Below are 16,766 nucleotides of genomic sequence, written 5' to 3' on the forward strand. Positions count from 1 at the left end.
GGGCACCGCGAGCTCAGCAGGCACCGCTAGCTGGGCAGGCACCCGAGCCCGGCAGGCACCGCGTGGCGGACCGGCCTCGGCGCCGAAAAACGCTTGCCGCCCTCCGCCACCCCTGTGCTTGCATGAGCCCATGGTGTCCCCCGACCGGCTCTCCGCCTTCGCGCTCCTGTCCCTCCTGCTCATCGTGGTGCCCGGCCCCAGCGTGCTGTTCGTGGTCGGGCGGGCGCTGGCGCACGGGCGCCGGGCGGCGCTGACCACCGTGCTCGGCAACACGGCCGGGGCCTATGTGCTCGTCGTGGCCGTGGCGCTCGGCGTCGGGTCGGTCGTGGAGCGCTCGGTCCTGGTCTTCACGGTCCTGAAGCTCGCCGGAGCCGCCTACCTGGTGTACCTCGGCGTGCGGGCATGGCGGCGGCGCGGCTCGCTGCGGGACGCGTTCGCCGAGTCCGGCGGCGGCCCGGAGCACGGCGCCCTGCGCACCCTGGGGGAGGGGTTCGCGGTCGGCGTGGCCAACCCGAAGACGATCGTCTTCTTCGCCGCCGTGCTGCCCCAGTTCGTCAGCCGCGACCAGGGCCATGTCCCGGCCCAGATGCTGCTGCTCGGCCTGGTCTTCAACCTCATCGCCCTCGCCTCCGACAGCGTCTGGGGGCTGGGCGCCTCGGCCGCCCGCGACTGGTTCGCCCGCTCGCCCCGCAGGCTCGCGGCGGTGGGCGGAGCGGGCGGACTCGCGATGGTCGGCCTCGGCGTGACGGTCGCGCTGACCGGCCGCAAGGACTGAGCCGCCCGGACCGGGCTACGCCTTCCTGAGCAGCTGGTTCACCGCGCGCCCGAACACCGTCCGCGCCGTTCCCTCCACCACGCCGTCGAACGCGCCGGGCAGGAAGCGGATCCGCAGGTCCTCCCGCCACAGCACCCGGGTACGGCCGCCGGGCCCCGGGCGGACCTCGATCGCGGCCCAGCCGAGCACCACCCGGCCGCGCTTCTCCAGATGGCACAGCCCCGGCTCGTCCCCGGCCGGCGGATGCCAGACCGTCACCTCCATCGGATCCTCGAAGACCAGCGGGCCGATGCCCGAACGGGCCACGACGCGGGTGCCCTCACGGGTCGGTCCCGGGGTGACCACGGTGACCTGTGTCAGAGGGACCGCGTCACCGTGGCGGGGCCAGTCCGTGAGCCGGCGCCACGCCTCGTCGAGGGGGAGCGGGACCGTACGTTCAAGCGTGAAGAGAGGCACAGCACGATCGTAAGGAATCGCCACCCGTCACCAGGGCTTTCGCCCGTGGCTCACCTGGCCGGCGGACACCGCGCGGTACGACGTTCGTACCATCCCCGGCCGGTCCGCCCCCGGCGGCTCACCCTGGGGCGCCCGCCCGGGCACGGGCGACGCTGCGTAGGGGGCGTCCACCCCGTCCCTAGTGCATGCGTACGAATTCCCTCCCCCGGGTGAGACCCCCTCCGACCGGGTGACCCGGGTGGGGCCGGCGGGCCGGGCGGCGCCGGGAGGCGGCACGGGAGCACCATGGAGGCAGGGGGACCGGAGGCAGCTCCGCGGAGAGGACGGGCCCATGGGATTCCGGGACCGCGCCGCAGCCGGCCGGGCGCTCGCCGGCCCGCTGAGGGAACTGAGCGAGCGGGGCGGACTCCCCGACCCCGTCGTCCTGGCCCTGCCGCGCGGCGGGATCGCCGTCGCGGCGCCCGTCGCCCGCGCCCTCGGCGCCCCGCTCGACGTGCTCGTCGTCCGCAAGATCGGCGCCCCGCACCACGAGGAGTTCGCCGTCGGCGCGCTCGCCGACGACGACCCGCCCCTGTTCGATCTCGCGACCCTCGCCCGTCTCGGCCTCACCGAACGGCGGCTCGCCGCCGCGGTGGAGCGGGAGCGCGAGGAACTGCGGCGCCGCGAGCGCCGCTACCGGGGCGGCCGGCCGCCCCCGGACCTCACCGGCCGGTCGGTGGTGATCGTCGACGACGGACTGGCCACCGGCGCCACCGCCCGCGCCGCCCTGCGCCACGCGCGCCGCGGGCGGCCCGCCCGGCTCGTCCTGGCCGTCCCGGTCGGCGCCCCTGATTCCGTCGCCCTGATGACCGCCGAGGCGGACACCGTGGTGTGCCCGCTCCGTCCGGCCGGTTTCTGCGCGGTCGGTCAGTGGTACGACGACTTCGCACAACTGTCCGACGCGGAGGTGCTCGACATCCTGGACGCACACCGCGCGCCGCACACCGACTGAGCCCGAGGGGGCGAGGATGCCCGCACTGAACGCGGCCGAGGCGCGCCGCCGTTTCACCAGGGCCCGCGTGGCCCGGCTGGCCACGGTGGACGCGGCGGGCCGCCCTCATCAGGTCCCGGTCGTCTTCGCCCGGCTCACCGAGGGCGGCACCGACCGCATCGTCACCGCCGTGGACCACAAGCCCAAGACGACCGCCGATCTCAGACGGCTCGCCAACATCGCCGCCCACCCCGCGGTCTGCCTCCTCGCCGACGCCTACGACGAGGACTGGGCGCAGCTGTGGTGGGGCCGTGTGGACGGCGAGGCCGATGTCCTGGCGCCCCGGCCCGAGGCCTCCGGCGCCACCGGCACATCCGCCCCGGCCACCGGTGCGACGCCCCCGCCCCGCGGGCCCGGCGCGGCAGCCGGCGCCGGCACCGCCGCCCCCGGCGGCACGGACGAGCGGGAGGGCGAGCCGGAGGACGGGCGGGAGGACGCCCGCGACCCGGCCGAACGGCGTGTCTACGACGCGGCGGTGGAGGCGCTGTGCGCCAAGTACCCGCAGTACCGGGAGCGTCCGCCGACGGGACCGGTCATCGCCGTCACCGTGCGGCGGTGGACGGGATGGGAGGCGCGCCGTCCCGGACCGGACGCCTGAGGAACCGTTCCCCGGTCCGCGGACGTCCGCCGGGACGCCGACCGGCCGCCCCGAAGGGCGGCCGACAGGTGGATAGGGAGGCGCTGCGGGCCGCTCGTGGTCGCTCGCAGCGCCCCCCTGGCTTTCACCCGAGGGAGGCTCGGGAAGTTCTCCGGGTCAGGAGTCGACCTGTGCCTTCACCAGGTCCGAGAAGGTGGTCAGCCGGGTGTAGACACCCGGGAAACCGGCCTCCGCGCACCCCTCTCCCCAGGAAGTGATCCCTGCCAGGACGCCCCCGATGAGCAGGGGACCGCCGCTGTCGCCCTGGCAGGTGTCTACGCCGCCGGTCGTGTAACCGGCGCAAACCATGTCGGACTGGACGAAGTCCGAACCGTAGGAGGTACCGCAGCTCGAGTCGGACACGATCGGCACGGTCGCGGTCCGCAGCTGGTTGGAGGAGCTGCCGTTCTCCGAGGTGGTGCCCCAGCCGAGGATCCGGGCCGTGGTGCCGGCCGCGTAGACGCCCGTCTGGGACGAGGCGACGTACGGCGCCGGGGTGTACGGCATCGACGTCGACAGGGTCAGGACGGCCACGTCGTCGCCGTTGGTGGCGTCGGTGTAGCCCGGGTTCACCCAGATCTTGCTGACGCGGCTCACGGTGCCGTTCGTGCCGTTGAGGTACGTGCGGCCGCCGACCACGCGGACGTTGCCGGTGCTCTCGCCCGCCATGCAGTGGGCCGCCGTCACGACCTTCTTCGCGGACACCAGGGTGCCCCCGCAGAACTGGTTGCCGGAGGCGTCCGTGATCTGCATGACGAACGGGTACGCGGTCGTGGTCGTGGTGGTGCCGCCCACGACGGGCTGGGGTGCGGCGCTCGCGGTGGGGGAGGCGAGCAGCGCGGTCGCGGCCGCCGTGGCGGCGGCCGCCACGGCGAGGGCGGTCCTTCTGGCACGTCTGAGCCCGAACATGAGTCTCCTCAGTGGGGGTTGCCGGTGGGGGTCGCACGGGTGGGGGGTCATGCACGGGACTGCGAGGACCGGCCCCGTGTGCCCGGGCGAGCGGCACGCCCTTACGCTAGGACCCGCAACTCCCGCCTCCCAATGAGGGAACCCCCTAGGGGGACGGGGGAGGGAAAACCCTCGGTCCGGCTCAGTTAACCGGGGGCCGGGTCACTTCGCTCGGCGACCTGCCGCCAATCGGACGATGTCCACCCGCGAACGGATCCCCAGCTTGCGGTAGACCCGGGTCAGCGTCGCCTCCACCGTCTTGACGCTCACGAACAGCCGGGCGGCTATCTCCCGGTTGGTGGCGCCCTCCATGACCAGCGCGGCGACCTGACGCTCCATCGAGGCCAGCACGGCCAGGGCGTCCGGCGTCTGCGGCACCCCGGTGGCGGCCTCCGGCCCCGGAGCGGACCGGGCCTCGTCCACCCGGTCCAGCCACGGCAGCGCCCGGCAGCGCCGGAACAGCCGGGTGGCCTCGTCGTACGCCGCCGTCCGCCGCCCGCTGCCGCCGTCCGCCCTCCCGGTCCCGTCCGCCCTCCCGGTCCCGCCCCCGGCGCCCCGGACCCGGCTCTCCGCGCCCCTCGTCCCGCCCGCCGGGCGGCCGCCCGTGCCCTCCGTGCGACCGCTGCCGGCCACCGCGGGCCCGCCGACGCCCTCCGCGCGCCCGCTCCCCGTACGGCCGCCGCCGTCCCCCGGGTGTCCGGTCCGCAGCCGGGCCAGAGCGAACGCGGCCCGCGCCTCCTCCAGGCCGTAGCCGAGCTTGGCGAGCCTGTCCTGAGCGGAGGTCAGCTGGGCGACGGCGGCCTCCTGGTCGCCGCGGGCGGCCCTGACCAGGGCCTCGGCCCGGTCCAGGACGGCGAGCACGCTCTCCCTGCCGAGCCGCAGGGCGTGCTCGCGGCTGGCGTCGATGACGTCCTGGGCCTCGGCCGGTTCACCGGTACGGACCAGTGCCTCGGCGAGGTCGCCGTGCCAGCGCCCGCGCGCCGGGTCGGTGATGCCGAGGTCCCGCTCCAGCCGGCGGACCCGGCGCAGCGAGCGGACCGTGCCCGAGGGATCGCCGGCCACCAACTGGGCGTAGCCGAGCGCGGCCAGCGCCCGGGACAGGTACATCTGGTCGCCGTCCTCCTCGGCGTGCGCCACCGCCTCCCGGGCGAGGGCGAGCGCCCGGTCCACGTCGCCGCCCGAGGCCTCCGCCAGGGAGGTGAGCATCGCCGAGGCGGTCTCCCCGATCCCGGAGTCCCGGGCCAGCCGCAGACTCTCCCGGGCCAGTTCCAGGGCGCGCCCGCAGTGCCCGGCGTGCAGCTCGGTCTCCGCGAGACCCCGCAGGAAGTGCACCTCGCTCTCCACCGAGCCGCGCCGGCGCACCTCGCCCAGCAGCGCGGTCACCGTCACGCGCGCCTCACCCAGCTGGTCGCCCATGACCAGCCAGCGGAACCGGGCGCTCTCCGCCCCGTTGTGATGGCACGCCACCCGGGGGTCCTGGGGCTCCTTCAGGGCGCGCTTGATGGTGCGCGGGGCCTCCGGATGACCCATCAGGGTCTCCGTCTGCGCCTGGAAGGCCAGCGCCAGCAGCTCGGTACGCCGGTCGTCGCCGCGCGCGGCGAGGTCGGCGGCGTGCGCGGCGGCCTCCCGGGCCTCGGTGAAGTCGCCCTCCACGATCAGCGCCCGCCAGGCCAGCTGATAGTGGACCAGGGCCAGCAGCCGCGGGTCGTCACCGGCGTCGGCGAGGGCCTGCGGGAAGACCGAGTCGACCACGGCCATGGTGTGGCCGGCGGTGTCGATGACGATCATCCAGGCCCGCACCCGCTCGGCGGGCACGTCCGACCGGCTCAGCACCTCGCGCGCGATGTCCCGGGCCAGGTCCACCTCGCCCGCGGTGATCGCGTCCTCGGCGGCCTGGAGGCGGCGCTCCTCGGCGCCGGGCAGGCTCTCGGCGGGGGTGCGCCGGGCCGCGAGCAGCCCGAGCTGGGCCGCGACCGACGGGGCGCCCCGGTCCCGGGCGAGGGTCGCCGCCCCGGCGAGCCGGGCGGCCACCTCGGGGTCGGTGCCGGTGGTGGCCAGGGCCAGGTGCCGGGCCCGTTCGATCGGGTCGGAGGCGGCGGTGGACAGCGCGGCGTGCGCGGCCCGCCGTTCCGGGGCGGGCGCCTCCGCGTACAGCGCGGCCGAGATCAGCGGGTGCGCGAACCGTACGGCCGGGGCGTCCGGCTCGGTCGCGAGCAGCCCGAGTTCGGCGGCCTGGGCGCACTCGGCCTCGGCGTTCTCCCGGCCCGCCGCGTGCAGCAGCGCGGACGTCGGGCGGGCGCCCGCGCTCGCCACCAGCAGGGTGCGGCGCGCCTCGACCGACAGCATGTCCAGCCGGCTGAGCACCAGCGCGCGCAGCGAGGTGGGCACCGGCAGCGGCTCGCCCGGCCGGGGCGGGGTGGGGCTGTCGGCGAGGGCGCGGCCGAGCTCCAGCGCGAACAGCGGGTTGCCGCCGCTGGTGCGATGGATCTCGCGGACGGTGGAACGCGGCAGACCGCCGTGGCCGCGGTGGTCGAGCAGCCGCGCCACCTGGGTGCGGCTCAGCGGGCCGAGCCGGACGGCGGCGGTGCCCGGCGGACAGGCCCGCAGATGACGGCCGTACTCCTGGCTCTCCGGCCCCTCCGTGCGCACCGCGCACAGCAGTTGCACCGGGGTGCCCTCCAGGCGGCGGGCGGCGAAGCCGAGCAGTTCGGCGCTGGCCGGGTCCAGCCACTGGAGGTCGTCGGCGACGACCAGGACCGGCCCCCGGGCGGCGAGCGCGCGCAGCGCGGAGAGGACCGCCAGGCGCAGGGCGAGGCCGTCGCGCAGCAGGCTGGACTCACCGCGGCCGGTGAGCGCCGACTCCAGGGCGGTGCGCTGGGCGGCGGGCAGACCGGCCGAGATCTCGTCGACGACCAGGCCGAAGAGGTCGGCGAGAGCGAGGAAGGGGAGGTGCGATTCGGACTCCGTCGCGGAGCAGCGCAACACCGTGCGCGCCGTCGCGCCGAATTCCTCGGACAGCGCCCGCAGGACGGTCGATTTGCCAATTCCGGCGGGGCCGTGCAGCAGCACACTGCCACCGGAGCCGATTTGCTCCCGTGCGCCCGCGAACAGCTCCTCACGGCCGATGACCAGGTCGGAGCGGCATCGGGCAGGTTCCTGGAAGTCCCGTCGCACGGTCACCGCTCCCCTCGTGTGTCGTGTTCGGGCCAAATTCTAGGCAACGATCCCTGAAATTCGGACGGAAGCCCTGGTGAGGGAGATAACAAACGGGCGAAGCGCGGGGAATTCACAGCAACGCCCGGTCACCCGGCCGGTTTCCGCGAGGTCCCGGCCGCCGCCGGTGCCACGACCGCCGCCACCGCCCGGCCCGGCACAGGGTCCCGCCTACGGCAGCAGTCCCGCCCGCCGTGCCGCCGACACCGCCTCCCCTCGTGTGTGCGCGCCCAGCCGGCGCATCGCCGAGCGCAGGTATCCCTTCACCGTCTCCGGGCGCAGTCCCAGCCGTTCCGCCACGACCGCGTTGGTGGCGCCCGCCGCGACCCAGGACAGCACGTCCAGCTCGCGCGGCGCCAGGCTCGTGTCCCCGGACGGCCGGGACACGGTCAGCAGACCGCAGGCCGCCAGCAGTTCGCCCCGCAGGGCCGGGTCGGTGATCCGCGGGGCCAGGGCCCGCAGCGCCGCGTGCGCCTCGCGCACCTGCTCCCAGGCGGCCCCCGTGTCGCGCCGTCCGTCGCGCCCCGGCCGTCCGGTGTCCGCACCGGGCCGTGCCGCCGCGAGCAGTCCCCGCGCCTCGTCCCCCACCAGCAGCGCCTGCTCCACGTCCCGGGCGGCCGCCACCGCCGCGTTCAGCGTCCGGTCGCCCAGCGGCTGGGCCGTGCGCAGCGCGCCGTAGAGCACCCCGCGCACCCGCCGCCGTACGACCACCGGGACGGCCAGCACCGAGCGGATGCCCTCGACGGCGACCGGCAGGTCGTACTCGTGGCTGATCTGCCGGGAATGGGAGTAGTCCGTGACGGCGCACGGGCGGGCCAGCGCCACGGCCTTGCCGCCCAGCCCGCTGCCGGAGGTCACCGCCAGCGAGCGCAGCGCGGCCGTCGTCGTGCCGCTCAGTTCGCTGATGCGGATGCGCGGCCGGCCGGAATCGATCAGACCGCCGAACGCGACGGGCAGCCCCGTCGACCGCCGCAGCCGGGCCAGCGCACCGCGGATCTCCTCCGCGGCCACGGTCTCTGCTGCCACCTCATCGCTCCTTCGGCGCGGCTGTCCCGCTCGGCCCCTACCCCCGTTCGGGGGTGGTGAGACCCGCATCACGGATTAGACGATGACAGAGAGCCGCCCGGCAATGGTCCGGGACACGGGAGTGCACCCGTCGGAGCTCCGGCGGTGGACGGTCCCGGCAGCGAGGAGGACACGGATGACGACCCCCACGGAGCTGTTCCGCAGCGCCCGCGATTTCCTGCTGGAACACCGGGAGGACTACGCCGCCGCCTACGACGGCTTCCGCTGGCCGCGCCCCGGCCACTTCAACTGGGCGCTGGACTGGTTCGACGTGATCGCCGCCGGCAACGACCGGACCGCGCTGCACATCGTCGAGGAGGACGGCGGCGAGACGCGTCTGTCCTTCGCCGAACTGTCCGAGCGCTCGGACCGGGTCGCGAACCACCTCCGCGCCCGCGGCGTCGCCGCCGGCGACCGGATCCTGGTCATGCTCGGCAACCAGGCGGAGCTGTGGGAGACCGCGCTCGCCGCGATGAAGCTGCGTGCCGTCGTCATTCCGGCGACCCCGCTGCTCGGCCCCGCCGACCTCCGCGACCGCGTGGAGCGGGGCGAGGTGAAGCACGTGATCGCGCGGGCCGCGGACGCGGCCAAGTTCGCCGAGGTGCCCGGCACCTACACCCGTGTCGCGGTCGGCGGCACGCTCCAGGAGGGCTGGGAGCCGTACGAGGACGCGTACGCGGCCCCCGCCGCCTTCGTCCCCGACGGGCCCACCCTCGCGGACGACCCCCTGATGCTGTACTTCACCTCCGGTACGACCGCCCGCCCCAAGCTGGTCGAGCACACCCACACCTCGTACCCGGTCGGCCATCTGTCCACCATGTACTGGGTCGGCCTCAGGCCCGGCGACGTGCACCTCAACATCTCCTCGCCCGGCTGGGCCAAGCACGCCTGGTCCAATCTGTTCGCCCCGTGGAACGCCGAGGCGACGGTGTTCCTGTTCAACTACACGCGCTTCGACGCGGGCCGTCTGATGGCCGAGATGGACCGGGCCGGCGTCACCACGTTCTGCGCGCCGCCCACCGTGTGGCGCATGCTCATCCAGTCCGACCTCGGGCGGCTCGCCACGCCGCCCCGCGAGGCCGTCGCGGCCGGCGAACCGCTCAACCCCGAGGTCATCGAACAGGTCCGCCGTGTCTGGGGCGTCACCATCCGGGACGGCTTCGGCCAGACCGAGACCGCCGTCCAGGTCTCCAACAGCCCCGGCCAGCTGCTGAAGACCGGCTCCATGGGCCGGCCCAGCCCCGGCTTCCGGGTGGAACTCCTCGACCCGGTCACCGGTGAACCCGGCGCCGAGGAGGGCGAGATCGCCCTCGACCTCGCCGACCGCCCGGTGGGCCTGATGACCGGCTACCACGGCGACGAGGAGCGTACGGCCGAGGCGATGGCCGGCGGCTACTACCGCACCGGCGACATCGGCCGCCGCGACGAGGACGGGTACGTCTTCTACGTGGGCAGGGCCGACGACGTCTTCAAGGCCAGTGACTACAAGATCAGCCCCTTCGAGCTGGAGAGCGCGCTGCTGGAGCACGAGGCGGTCGCCGAGGCCGCCGTGGTCCCCGCACCGGACGAACTCCGGCTCGCGGTACCGAAGGCGTACGTCGTCCTCGCCGAGGGCTGGGAGCCCGGACCCGGCACCGCCAAGGTGCTCTTCGAGCACTCCCGCGAGGTGCTCGCGCCCTACAAGCGCCTGCGCAGGCTGGAGTTCGGGCCGCTGCCCAAGACCGTCTCCGGCAAGATCCGCCGCATCGAGCTGCGCGAGGCGACGGCCGCCGGCGGCGGCGACGAATACCGCGAGGAGGACTTCCGGTGAGCCCGAACACGCAGCCCACGCACGGCCCGGAGCTGTCGTACACCCACGGGACGGGCACCACCGCCCTGCTCGGCGACACGATCGGCGCGAACCTCGGCCGGGCCGTGGCGGCCTGGCCCGACCGCGAGGCCCTGGTCGACGTCCCCTCCGGACGCCGCTGGACCTACGCCGAATTCGCCGCCGACACCGACCGGCTGGCCCGTGCGCTGCTCGCGAGCGGGGTCGCCAAGGGCGAGCGGGTGGGCATCTGGGCGGTCAACTGCGCGGAGTGGGTGCTGGTCCAGTACGCCACCGCCCGCATCGGCGCCGTCATGGTCAACATCAACCCCGCCTACCGCACCCACGAGGTCGAGTACGTCCTCCAACAGGCCGGTGTCTCGGTGCTGTTCGCCTCTATCAGCCACAAGTCGAGCGACTACCGGGCGATGATCGGCGAAGTACGCGGCCGATGCCCGCTGTTGCGCGAAATCGTGTACATCGGGGACCCCGGCTGGGACGGACTGCTGGAGCGCGGAACCCCCGACCGCGAGGCGGAACTCGCGGCCCGGGCGGCCGAACTGTCCTGCGACGACCCGATCAACATCCAGTACACCTCCGGCACGACCGGATTCCCCAAGGGAGCCACGCTCTCCCACCACAACATCCTCAACAACGGCCATTCCGTCGGCGAGTCGATCGCGTACACCGAGCAGGACCGGATCTGCATCCCCGTGCCCTTCTACCACTGCTTCGGCATGGTGATGGGCAACCTGGCGGCCACCTCGCACGGCGCCTGCATGGTCGTCCCGGCCGCGTCCTTCGACCCCCGGGCCACCCTGGAGGCGGTCCAGCAGGAGCGGTGCACCTCCCTGTACGGCGTACCGACCATGTTCATCGCCGAGCTGAACCTGCCGGACTTCGCCGGGTACGACCTGTCCACCCTGCGCACCGGCATCATGGCGGGCTCCCCCTGCCCGGTCGAGGTGATGAAGCGGGTGGTCGCCGAGATGCACATGGAGCAGGTCTCCATCTGCTACGGCATGACCGAGACCTCACCCGTCTCCCTCCAGACCCGCATGGACGACGACCTCGAACACCGCACCGGAACGGTCGGCCGGGTGCTGCCGCACCTGGAGGTCAAGGTCGTCGACCCGGCCACCGGGATCACCCGGCCGCGCGGGGTGTCCGGTGAACTGTGCACCCGGGGCTACAGCGTGATGCTCGGGTACTGGAACGAACCGGAGAAGACCGCCGAGGTCGTCGACGCGGCCCGCTGGATGCACACCGGGGACCTCGCGGTCATGCGCGAGGACGGCTACGTCGAGATCGTCGGCCGGATCAAGGACATGATCATCCGGGGCGGCGAGAACATCTACCCGCGCGAGATCGAGGAGTTCCTCTACGCGCACCCGGCCATCCGTGACGTCCAGGTCGTCGGCGTACCCCACGAGGCCTACGGCGAGGAGGTCCTCGCCTGCGTCGTCCCGCACGACCCCGGCGCGCCGCTCACCCTGGAGGACCTCCGGTCCTTCTGCCGGGGCCGGCTCGCCCACTACAAGATCCCGAGCCGGCTCCAGATCCTCGACTCCTTCCCGATGACGGTGTCGGGCAAGGTGCGCAAGGTGGAACTCCGGGAGACGTACGGGGGGTGACCGGCGGCGGAGGCGGGGCTGCGGCGGCTGCGGGGGAGGCAGGGCGGCGGGGGTGACGGGGCTTCGGGGGCGGCGCGGACGGCGGTGCACCGGAACAGGCGCATCCGCCTCCGCCGTTGCCGTCAAGCCACCTCGTTGCCGTCAAGCCACCCCGTAGCCGTCACGCCACTCCGCCGCCGCCGCGTCCCCGGCCGGCCGGACGGGGCGCGCCCGACTCGGTGAGCCGCAGTCCCGGGCCGTTGACCGGGGCGGCGACGCCGGTGAGGTCGAGGACGAACAGGGCGACGCCCAGTGTGTCGCCCACGGCGCGGGCGGCCTCGGTGAACCCGGCGAGGGAGAAGAGAACCCCGCAGGCGGACTCCGTCATCGCCGTCAGCCACAGGCACTCCACGTCCCGGGGCGACGCCGGGCGCGCGGTCGGGTCGACCTGGGCGACCAGGCCGCGCCCGGCCAGGCCGATGCCGGACGGCGGGCGCTGGTCGGCGCGGCGGATGTCCTCGAAGCCCAGCCGGCGCAGACAGAGCACGGCGTCGGTGACCGCGTCGAGGGCGGTGCGGATGGGGACGGGCTGGAGGGCGGGCAGTCGGGCGGGCGCGCCGGTCCGGTCCGTGCGGGGTCGGTCTGCGCGGGGCTGGTCCGCGTGGGGTCGGTCTGCGTGGGGCCGGTCCGCGCGGACGGACGCCCGGGGGACCGCACCCGGCCGGGCCACCGGCAGACGCAGGAACGTGCCGCACGGGCAGCCGAGTTCAGGCTGCGGCCACTGGTTGCGCCGCCCGCAGGAGGCGCAGGCGACGGCGACCCAGTGCTCGTCCCAGCTCCGGTGCGCGAGCACCTCCGGTGCGGCGGCGGGATCCGGCCACAGCGCGGTGGGAGCGCCGCAGACACAGGGGTACGACTGCACGGCGTGGACGTGCTCGCGCCGGCAGCCCGGACAGCGCACCGGCACGCTCCGACCCATGGCCCACCCCCGGTTCGCGTCGTCTCGGGACCGCCCCGTCCGCCCGGTCACGCCGGGACACCTCTGCCGGAACGGCCTCCCCATCCTCCTCCCGACACCCCCCGCCTGTCCGGCAGTTGCGGTCTCCACCCCGAGAGGCGGGGCCGTACCGCCCGGCACCTCCGTGGACCCGCCCTGAGAGAACCCGTACCGCCCGACGCTCCGTGGTCCGGCCGCGAGGGAGCCCGTATCGCCCGGCGCTTTCACGGTCCCGCCGCGAGGGAGGCGGCGTCCGTTCACACCGTCCCGCAGCCGAAGCCGCCACTTCCGCTTCCGCCTCCGCCGCCCCATCCCTGGCGCAGGTCCCGTTCCGTGGTGCCGCCGCGGCCCTTCAGTCCCGCCGCGCGGGCGAAGCGGGGAGCCGTCAGGCGGAGAGCCCTGTCCCCGTACAGGGCGGCCAGGATCAGCTTCTCCTCGTCGGAGAGCCCGGCGCCGCCGACCGGGGGGCGTCCGTCCGGGCCCGACGGCAGCGGGTGCCGGGTGCGCGCGTCCTTCAGCGTGCGGCGTCCGGCCCGCGTCCGGCCGGGGAGAGCGGCCCGCAGCAGCCCCGCGGCGACCAGATCCGCGCGCATCGCGGCGAGGGCGGTGCGGACTCCTCGCCGTTCCAGCAGCTGCCCCATCCCGGCGGGACGGTGGAGCGCGCCGTGCACGGCCTTCGCGAGCGGTGGCAGCGCCCGCGCGGGTGCCGGCCCCGAGGGTCCGCATGGTGCCCGGCCTGCCGGCCTCCACCGCGCCCCGCAGATGCGGTCCCAGGACCGCCACCGTCACGGCCTCCCGGGCACCCCCGCGCAGCATGGCCGGCGCGTACGGATCCGGCGTCCCCGCCGTCGCGGCCCCCATGGCCCACCCCCGGACGCGGGGCCCGTCGCCCCCGTGCCGACGGGGCCCGCGTGCTCACAGTCTCCCCGCCGGCGACGGCCGCCGAAGCCTTCCCGGCGGTGTTCAGAGCTTCATTTGAGGGTGACGTAGAGCGGGTACGGCCGCTGCCGTACCCGGCGCGGAGCTTGGGCAACCGACGACAACGCCGCAGACGCGCGCACCGGACCGCGCGACCCCGGCAAGATCCGGAAGCCAGGCCCTGGGGGGCGTCTCTTCGATCTTCGTGGATCAGGCCGTGCCGGGCGCCGCGGACCCACGAAGATCGGGGAGACGCCCCCTAGACCTCGTGCTCGGACAGGCCGGGCCAGTCGTCCGGGCCGCCGCCCTGCCACTCGATGAGGTCGCTCTCCTCCACCTCGATCCGGTCCAGGTCGGCCAGCCGCAGGATCTCGATGACGTCGTCCAGATGCGAGGCGAGCCCCAGCGTCACGTCCCCCTCCGTCACCCGCCGGGAACCGTCCAGAGCCGGGGAGTGGACCACGATGTGCGGGTAGTGCGTCGGATTGCCCATGCCTTCAGCGTGCTGCGGGCGCCCCGGACCCGCACCCGGAAGCCCGGCCCGCGCGGGGGGATCCGGTCCGGTCCCGGGGCCCCCGGCCCTGCCGGGAATCCGGGCGGGGCGTTAGGTTGTGCGGGTGCGATTGAAAGCCGAGTTCACGACCGAACCCTTCGACCTGGACGAGGTTCCCGCGCACGCCGCGGTGGCCCGCGAGGTCATCGAGAGCGCCGGCCTGGACACCGTCGACGTCGGGCCGTTCGGCAACACGGTCGAGGGATCGGCCGACGCCGTGCTGAGCGCCCTGGACACGCTGCTGCGCACCACCCTGGAGGCCGGTGCCACCCGTGTCTCGCTCCAGGTCAACGTGATCGGCGACCGGGAAGGGACGGGTGATCGGTGACCGGGGACGAGCCGTTCATCGCGGCCGTGAAGCCGCTGGTCGACGCCATGGGCGGGCGGTTGCTGCCGCCGGACGAGGCCGGCCCCGAGGACGTCGTCCTGGCCTGGGAGGGCGCCGACGTCGTGGCCGTACGGCTGCCCCAGCTCGCGGACTCCCTGGACCACATCCTCGCCGCCCTGGAGCGCGGGCAGGGCCGTCCGCTGGCCGACCTGGACCGCAGGGCCAAGCAGGAGGTCGTACGGAGCCTGGAGGCGCGGGGCGCCTTCACCGTGCGGCACGGCGTGGAGACCGTGGCCGCCGCGCTCGGCGTCAGCCGCTTCACGGTCTACAACTACCTCAACCGCGAGAAGGGGCACTGAGCCCGCCCCTCCCTCCTCGCTCCTCCCCCTCCCTCCTCTCTCCGCGTCCGCCGGGCGTGCCGTTACACGGAATTCTCAACAAAGTGTTGACGCCGTGATTCCGGGGGCGTTAGCTGGCCGCAGCCCTGGGGGGTGACTCTCCGACCGTCGCGGTTCCGCGAAGATCGAAGACACACCCCCAGCACGACGGTCCCCCGCGTCACGGAGGAGCCCGCTTGAGTCCGACTTGCCCGCCCCCGGGCCTGGCCCGGTTCAACGCCCTGGAGGAGGACGCGGCCCGCGCCGCCCTCCTCGCGGCCTGCGCCTGCGCCGCGTGGGTCCGGCCGCTGCTCGCCGGCCGCCCGTACGCCACCGCGGAACAGCTGTGCGCCGCCGCCGACACCGCCCTGGCCCGGCTGGACACCAGGGATCTCGCCGAGGCGCTGGCCGCGCATCCGCCGATCGGGCGCCCGAAGCCCGGCGACCCCGCCTCCGCGCGGGAGCAGCGCGGCATGGCCGGGGCCTCCGAGGAGCTCAGGGCCGAGATGCTCGCGCTCAACCTCGCCTACCAGGACAGGTTCGGCCATGTCTTCCTGGTCTGCGCCACCGGCCGCACCGGCGAGCAGATGCGCGACGCGCTGAAGGAGAGGCTCGGCAACACGCCGGAGCGCGAGTGGGAGACCGTCCGCGCCGAGCTGGGCAGGATCAACCGCATCCGGCTGGCCCGACTCGCCGAAGAGGACGCCTGACACATGAGCAACCGCACCGCCGCCTCCGTGTCCACGCACATCCTGGACACCTCCGTGGGCCGCCCCGCCGCCGGCGTCGCCGTCCGGCTGTCCGCCCGCGCCGGGCACGACGCGGACTGGCAGCCGCTCGGCGGTTCCACGACCGACACCGACGGCCGCTGCAAGGACCTGCCGGCGCCGCCGGAGGGGACCACCCACGTACGGCTGGACTTCGCCGTCGAGGCCTACTGGGAGAAGCGCCGGGAGGCCCCCGGAGGACAGGACGGCGGCGGCGCCGCGTTCTTCCCCGAGGTGGCGGTCGCCTTCGCCCTCGCACCCGGCGAGCACCACCACGTACCCCTGCTGCTCAACCCGTTCGGCTACTCCGTATACCGAGGGAGCTAGCGTCACCATGGCAGACACACCCCGCCGGGGCCGCCCCGCGGTCCTGGGACAGAACCAGTACGGCAAGGCCGAGAACCGGGTCGTGAGGATCACGCGGGACGGGGCCACCCACCACATCAAGGACCTCAACGTCTCCGTGTCGCTGAGCGGCGCCATGGACGAGGTCCACTACTCCGGCTCCAACGCCCACGTCCTGCCGACCGACACCACCAAGAACACGGTGTACGCGTTCGCCAAGGAGTACGGCATCGCGTCCGCCGAGCAGTTCGGCATCCACCTCGCCCGCCATTTCGTCACCTCCCAGGAGCCGATCGGCACGGCCCGGATCCGGATCGAGGAGTACGCCTGGGAGCGGATCGTCACCTCCGACGCCGCCGAGGCCGGCCATTCCTTCGCCCGCAGGGGGCAGGAGGTCCGGCTGACGCAGGTCACCTACGACGGCTCGTCGTGGGAGGTCGTCTCCGGCCTGAAGGACCTGGTCGTGATGAACTCGACCGACTCCGAGTTCTGGGGCTTCGCCAAGGACGGCTACACGACCCTGAAAGAGGCGTACGACCGCGTCCTCGCCACCGAGGTCGCCGCCCGCTGGCGCTTCGCGTGGTCCGACGACGCCGAGGAGATGCCCGACTGGGAGGAGTCGTACGCGCGGACCAGGACGCATCTGCTCCAGGCCTTCGCCGAGACGTACTCCCTCTCGCTCCAGCAGACCCTCTACCGGATGGGCGCGCGGATCATCGAGCACCGGGACGAGATCGACGAGGTCCGGTTCTCGCTGCCGAACCAGCACCACTTCCTGGTCGACCTCGAACCCTTCGGGCTGAAGAACGACAACGAGGTCTACTTCGCCGCCGACCGGCCGTACGGCCTGATCGAGGCGACCGTCCTGCGCGAGGGGTGCGAGGCGCGGATACCGGCGGATCTCACCGGCCTCTGAGCCGGCCGGGTCTTCCCCCGG

At 74.4% G+C, this 16,766-nt stretch carries 17 protein-coding genes; 10 read left to right on the top strand and 7 right to left on the bottom strand.

The features are described 5' to 3' along the window. The first annotated feature begins 130 nt into the window (after positions 1–130). The gene (locus ACIPRD_RS17255; protein WP_401563853.1) at positions 131–775 is read left to right on the top strand and encodes a LysE family translocator; all 645 of its coding nucleotides are present in this window, start codon (positions 131–133) and stop codon (positions 773–775) included. Between the two features lie 15 nt (positions 776–790). Here the strand turns inward: ACIPRD_RS17255 and ACIPRD_RS17260 are convergent, their stop codons facing one another. Next, a complete protein-coding gene (locus tag ACIPRD_RS17260; protein WP_356399637.1) occupies positions 791–1,231 on the bottom strand; it encodes an SRPBCC family protein in 441 nt (146 codons plus the stop codon). 331 nt (positions 1,232–1,562) lie between these two features. On the opposite strand from ACIPRD_RS17260, the gene ACIPRD_RS17265 reads away from it, so the two are divergent. Both ACIPRD_RS17265 and ACIPRD_RS17270 read left to right on the top strand, forming a co-directional pair. Further along, positions 1,563–2,222 (top strand): phosphoribosyltransferase, encoded by a 660-nt coding sequence (locus ACIPRD_RS17265; protein WP_401563856.1) that lies wholly within the window; start codon positions 1,563–1,565, stop codon positions 2,220–2,222. Positions 2,223–2,238: 16 nt separating this feature from the next. Next, a complete protein-coding gene (locus tag ACIPRD_RS17270; protein WP_401563859.1) occupies positions 2,239–2,859 on the top strand; it encodes a TIGR03668 family PPOX class F420-dependent oxidoreductase in 621 nt (206 codons plus the stop codon). A 156-nt stretch (positions 2,860–3,015) separates the two neighbouring features. Here the strand turns inward: ACIPRD_RS17270 and ACIPRD_RS17275 are convergent, their stop codons facing one another. The 3 genes from ACIPRD_RS17275 to ACIPRD_RS17285 form a co-directional block, all read right to left on the bottom strand. Further along, positions 3,016–3,807, bottom strand: a complete 792-nt coding sequence (locus tag ACIPRD_RS17275) for a serine protease (RefSeq protein ID WP_356399634.1) — start codon at positions 3,805–3,807, stop codon at positions 3,016–3,018. A gap of 201 nt (positions 3,808–4,008) precedes the next feature. Beyond that, positions 4,009–7,026, bottom strand: coding sequence for an AAA family ATPase (locus ACIPRD_RS17280; RefSeq protein ID WP_401563861.1), 3,018 nt, complete (start codon positions 7,024–7,026; stop codon positions 4,009–4,011). 204 nt (positions 7,027–7,230) lie between these two features. Then, a complete protein-coding gene (locus ACIPRD_RS17285) occupies positions 7,231–8,085 on the bottom strand; it encodes a LuxR C-terminal-related transcriptional regulator (RefSeq protein WP_356399630.1) in 855 nt (284 codons plus the stop codon). 175 nt (positions 8,086–8,260) lie between these two features. Here ACIPRD_RS17285 and ACIPRD_RS17290 point away from each other — a divergent pair, with 175 nt between their 5' ends. Both ACIPRD_RS17290 and ACIPRD_RS17295 read left to right on the top strand, forming a co-directional pair. Further along, on the top strand, positions 8,261–9,934 hold the full coding sequence (locus tag ACIPRD_RS17290) for an AMP-binding protein (protein ID WP_401563863.1): 1,674 nt from the start codon (positions 8,261–8,263) through the stop codon (positions 9,932–9,934). Further along, positions 9,931–11,565, top strand: a complete 1,635-nt coding sequence (locus tag ACIPRD_RS17295) for an AMP-binding protein (RefSeq protein ID WP_401563866.1) — start codon at positions 9,931–9,933, stop codon at positions 11,563–11,565. Before ACIPRD_RS17290 ends, ACIPRD_RS17295 begins: the two co-directional genes overlap by 4 nt. A 160-nt stretch (positions 11,566–11,725) precedes the next feature. Here the strand turns inward: ACIPRD_RS17295 and ACIPRD_RS17300 are convergent, their stop codons facing one another. The 3 genes from ACIPRD_RS17300 to ACIPRD_RS17310 all read right to left on the bottom strand — a co-directional run bounded on the left by ACIPRD_RS17300 (position 11,726) and on the right by ACIPRD_RS17310 (position 13,952). Continuing rightward, positions 11,726–12,523, bottom strand: a complete 798-nt coding sequence (locus ACIPRD_RS17300; RefSeq protein ID WP_401563869.1) for a hypothetical protein — start codon at positions 12,521–12,523, stop codon at positions 11,726–11,728. A gap of 275 nt (positions 12,524–12,798) precedes the next feature. Continuing rightward, positions 12,799–13,182 (bottom strand): hypothetical protein, encoded by a 384-nt coding sequence (locus tag ACIPRD_RS17305; protein ID WP_401563872.1) that lies wholly within the window; start codon positions 13,180–13,182, stop codon positions 12,799–12,801. A 536-nt stretch (positions 13,183–13,718) separates the two neighbouring features. Further along, the gene (locus tag ACIPRD_RS17310; protein WP_356399621.1) at positions 13,719–13,952 is read right to left on the bottom strand and encodes a hypothetical protein; all 234 of its coding nucleotides are present in this window, start codon (positions 13,950–13,952) and stop codon (positions 13,719–13,721) included. Between the two features lie 124 nt (positions 13,953–14,076). Between ACIPRD_RS17310 and ACIPRD_RS17315 the strand changes: the two genes are divergently transcribed. From ACIPRD_RS17315 to pucL, 5 genes are all read left to right on the top strand, one after another. Continuing rightward, entirely contained in the window at positions 14,077–14,340 is a 264-nt protein-coding gene (locus tag ACIPRD_RS17315; RefSeq protein ID WP_356399619.1) for a thiamine-binding protein, read from the top strand. 47 nt (positions 14,341–14,387) lie between these two features. Then, on the top strand, positions 14,388–14,699 hold the full coding sequence (locus ACIPRD_RS17320) for a helix-turn-helix domain-containing protein (protein WP_401564194.1): 312 nt from the start codon (positions 14,388–14,390) through the stop codon (positions 14,697–14,699). Between the two features lie 215 nt (positions 14,700–14,914). Next, positions 14,915–15,427, top strand: coding sequence for a 2-oxo-4-hydroxy-4-carboxy-5-ureidoimidazoline decarboxylase (gene uraD / locus ACIPRD_RS17325; RefSeq protein WP_356399615.1), 513 nt, complete (start codon positions 14,915–14,917; stop codon positions 15,425–15,427). A gap of 3 nt (positions 15,428–15,430) precedes the next feature. Next, entirely contained in the window at positions 15,431–15,811 is a 381-nt protein-coding gene (gene uraH, locus ACIPRD_RS17330; protein ID WP_356399613.1) for a hydroxyisourate hydrolase, read from the top strand. Between the two features lie 7 nt (positions 15,812–15,818). Then, positions 15,819–16,745, top strand: coding sequence for a factor-independent urate hydroxylase (gene pucL, locus ACIPRD_RS17335; protein WP_356399611.1), 927 nt, complete (start codon positions 15,819–15,821; stop codon positions 16,743–16,745). Positions 16,746–16,766: the final 21 nt, after the last annotated feature.

The sequence above is a fragment of the Streptomyces sp. NPDC090108 genome, from assembly GCF_044747185.1.
GTDB lineage: Bacteria > Actinomycetota > Actinomycetes > Streptomycetales > Streptomycetaceae > Streptomyces.

What these genes read in the sequence shown, in the direction of transcription:
- ACIPRD_RS17255 (WP_401563853.1), top strand. Translation starts at nt 131, where the DNA reads ATGGTGTCCCCCGACCGGCTCTCCGCCTTCGCGCTCCTGTCCCTCCTG.
- ACIPRD_RS17265 (WP_401563856.1), top strand. Translation starts at nt 1,563, where the DNA reads ATGGGATTCCGGGACCGCGCCGCAGCCGGCCGGGCGCTCGCCGGCCCG.
- ACIPRD_RS17270 (WP_401563859.1), top strand. Translation starts at nt 2,239, where the DNA reads ATGCCCGCACTGAACGCGGCCGAGGCGCGCCGCCGTTTCACCAGGGCC.
- ACIPRD_RS17275 (WP_356399634.1), bottom strand. Translation starts at nt 3,807, where the DNA reads ATGTTCGGGCTCAGACGTGCCAGAAGGACCGCCCTCGCCGTGGCGGCC.
- ACIPRD_RS17290 (WP_401563863.1), top strand. Translation starts at nt 8,261, where the DNA reads ATGACGACCCCCACGGAGCTGTTCCGCAGCGCCCGCGATTTCCTGCTG.
- ACIPRD_RS17300 (WP_401563869.1), bottom strand. Translation starts at nt 12,523, where the DNA reads ATGGGTCGGAGCGTGCCGGTGCGCTGTCCGGGCTGCCGGCGCGAGCAC.
- ACIPRD_RS17305 (WP_401563872.1), bottom strand. Translation starts at nt 13,182, where the DNA reads ATGGGGCAGCTGCTGGAACGGCGAGGAGTCCGCACCGCCCTCGCCGCG.
- ACIPRD_RS17310 (WP_356399621.1), bottom strand. Translation starts at nt 13,952, where the DNA reads ATGGGCAATCCGACGCACTACCCGCACATCGTGGTCCACTCCCCGGCT.
- ACIPRD_RS17320 (WP_401564194.1), top strand. Translation starts at nt 14,388, where the DNA reads ATGGGCGGGCGGTTGCTGCCGCCGGACGAGGCCGGCCCCGAGGACGTC.
- uraH (WP_356399613.1), top strand. Translation starts at nt 15,431, where the DNA reads ATGAGCAACCGCACCGCCGCCTCCGTGTCCACGCACATCCTGGACACC.
- pucL (WP_356399611.1), top strand. Translation starts at nt 15,819, where the DNA reads ATGGCAGACACACCCCGCCGGGGCCGCCCCGCGGTCCTGGGACAGAAC.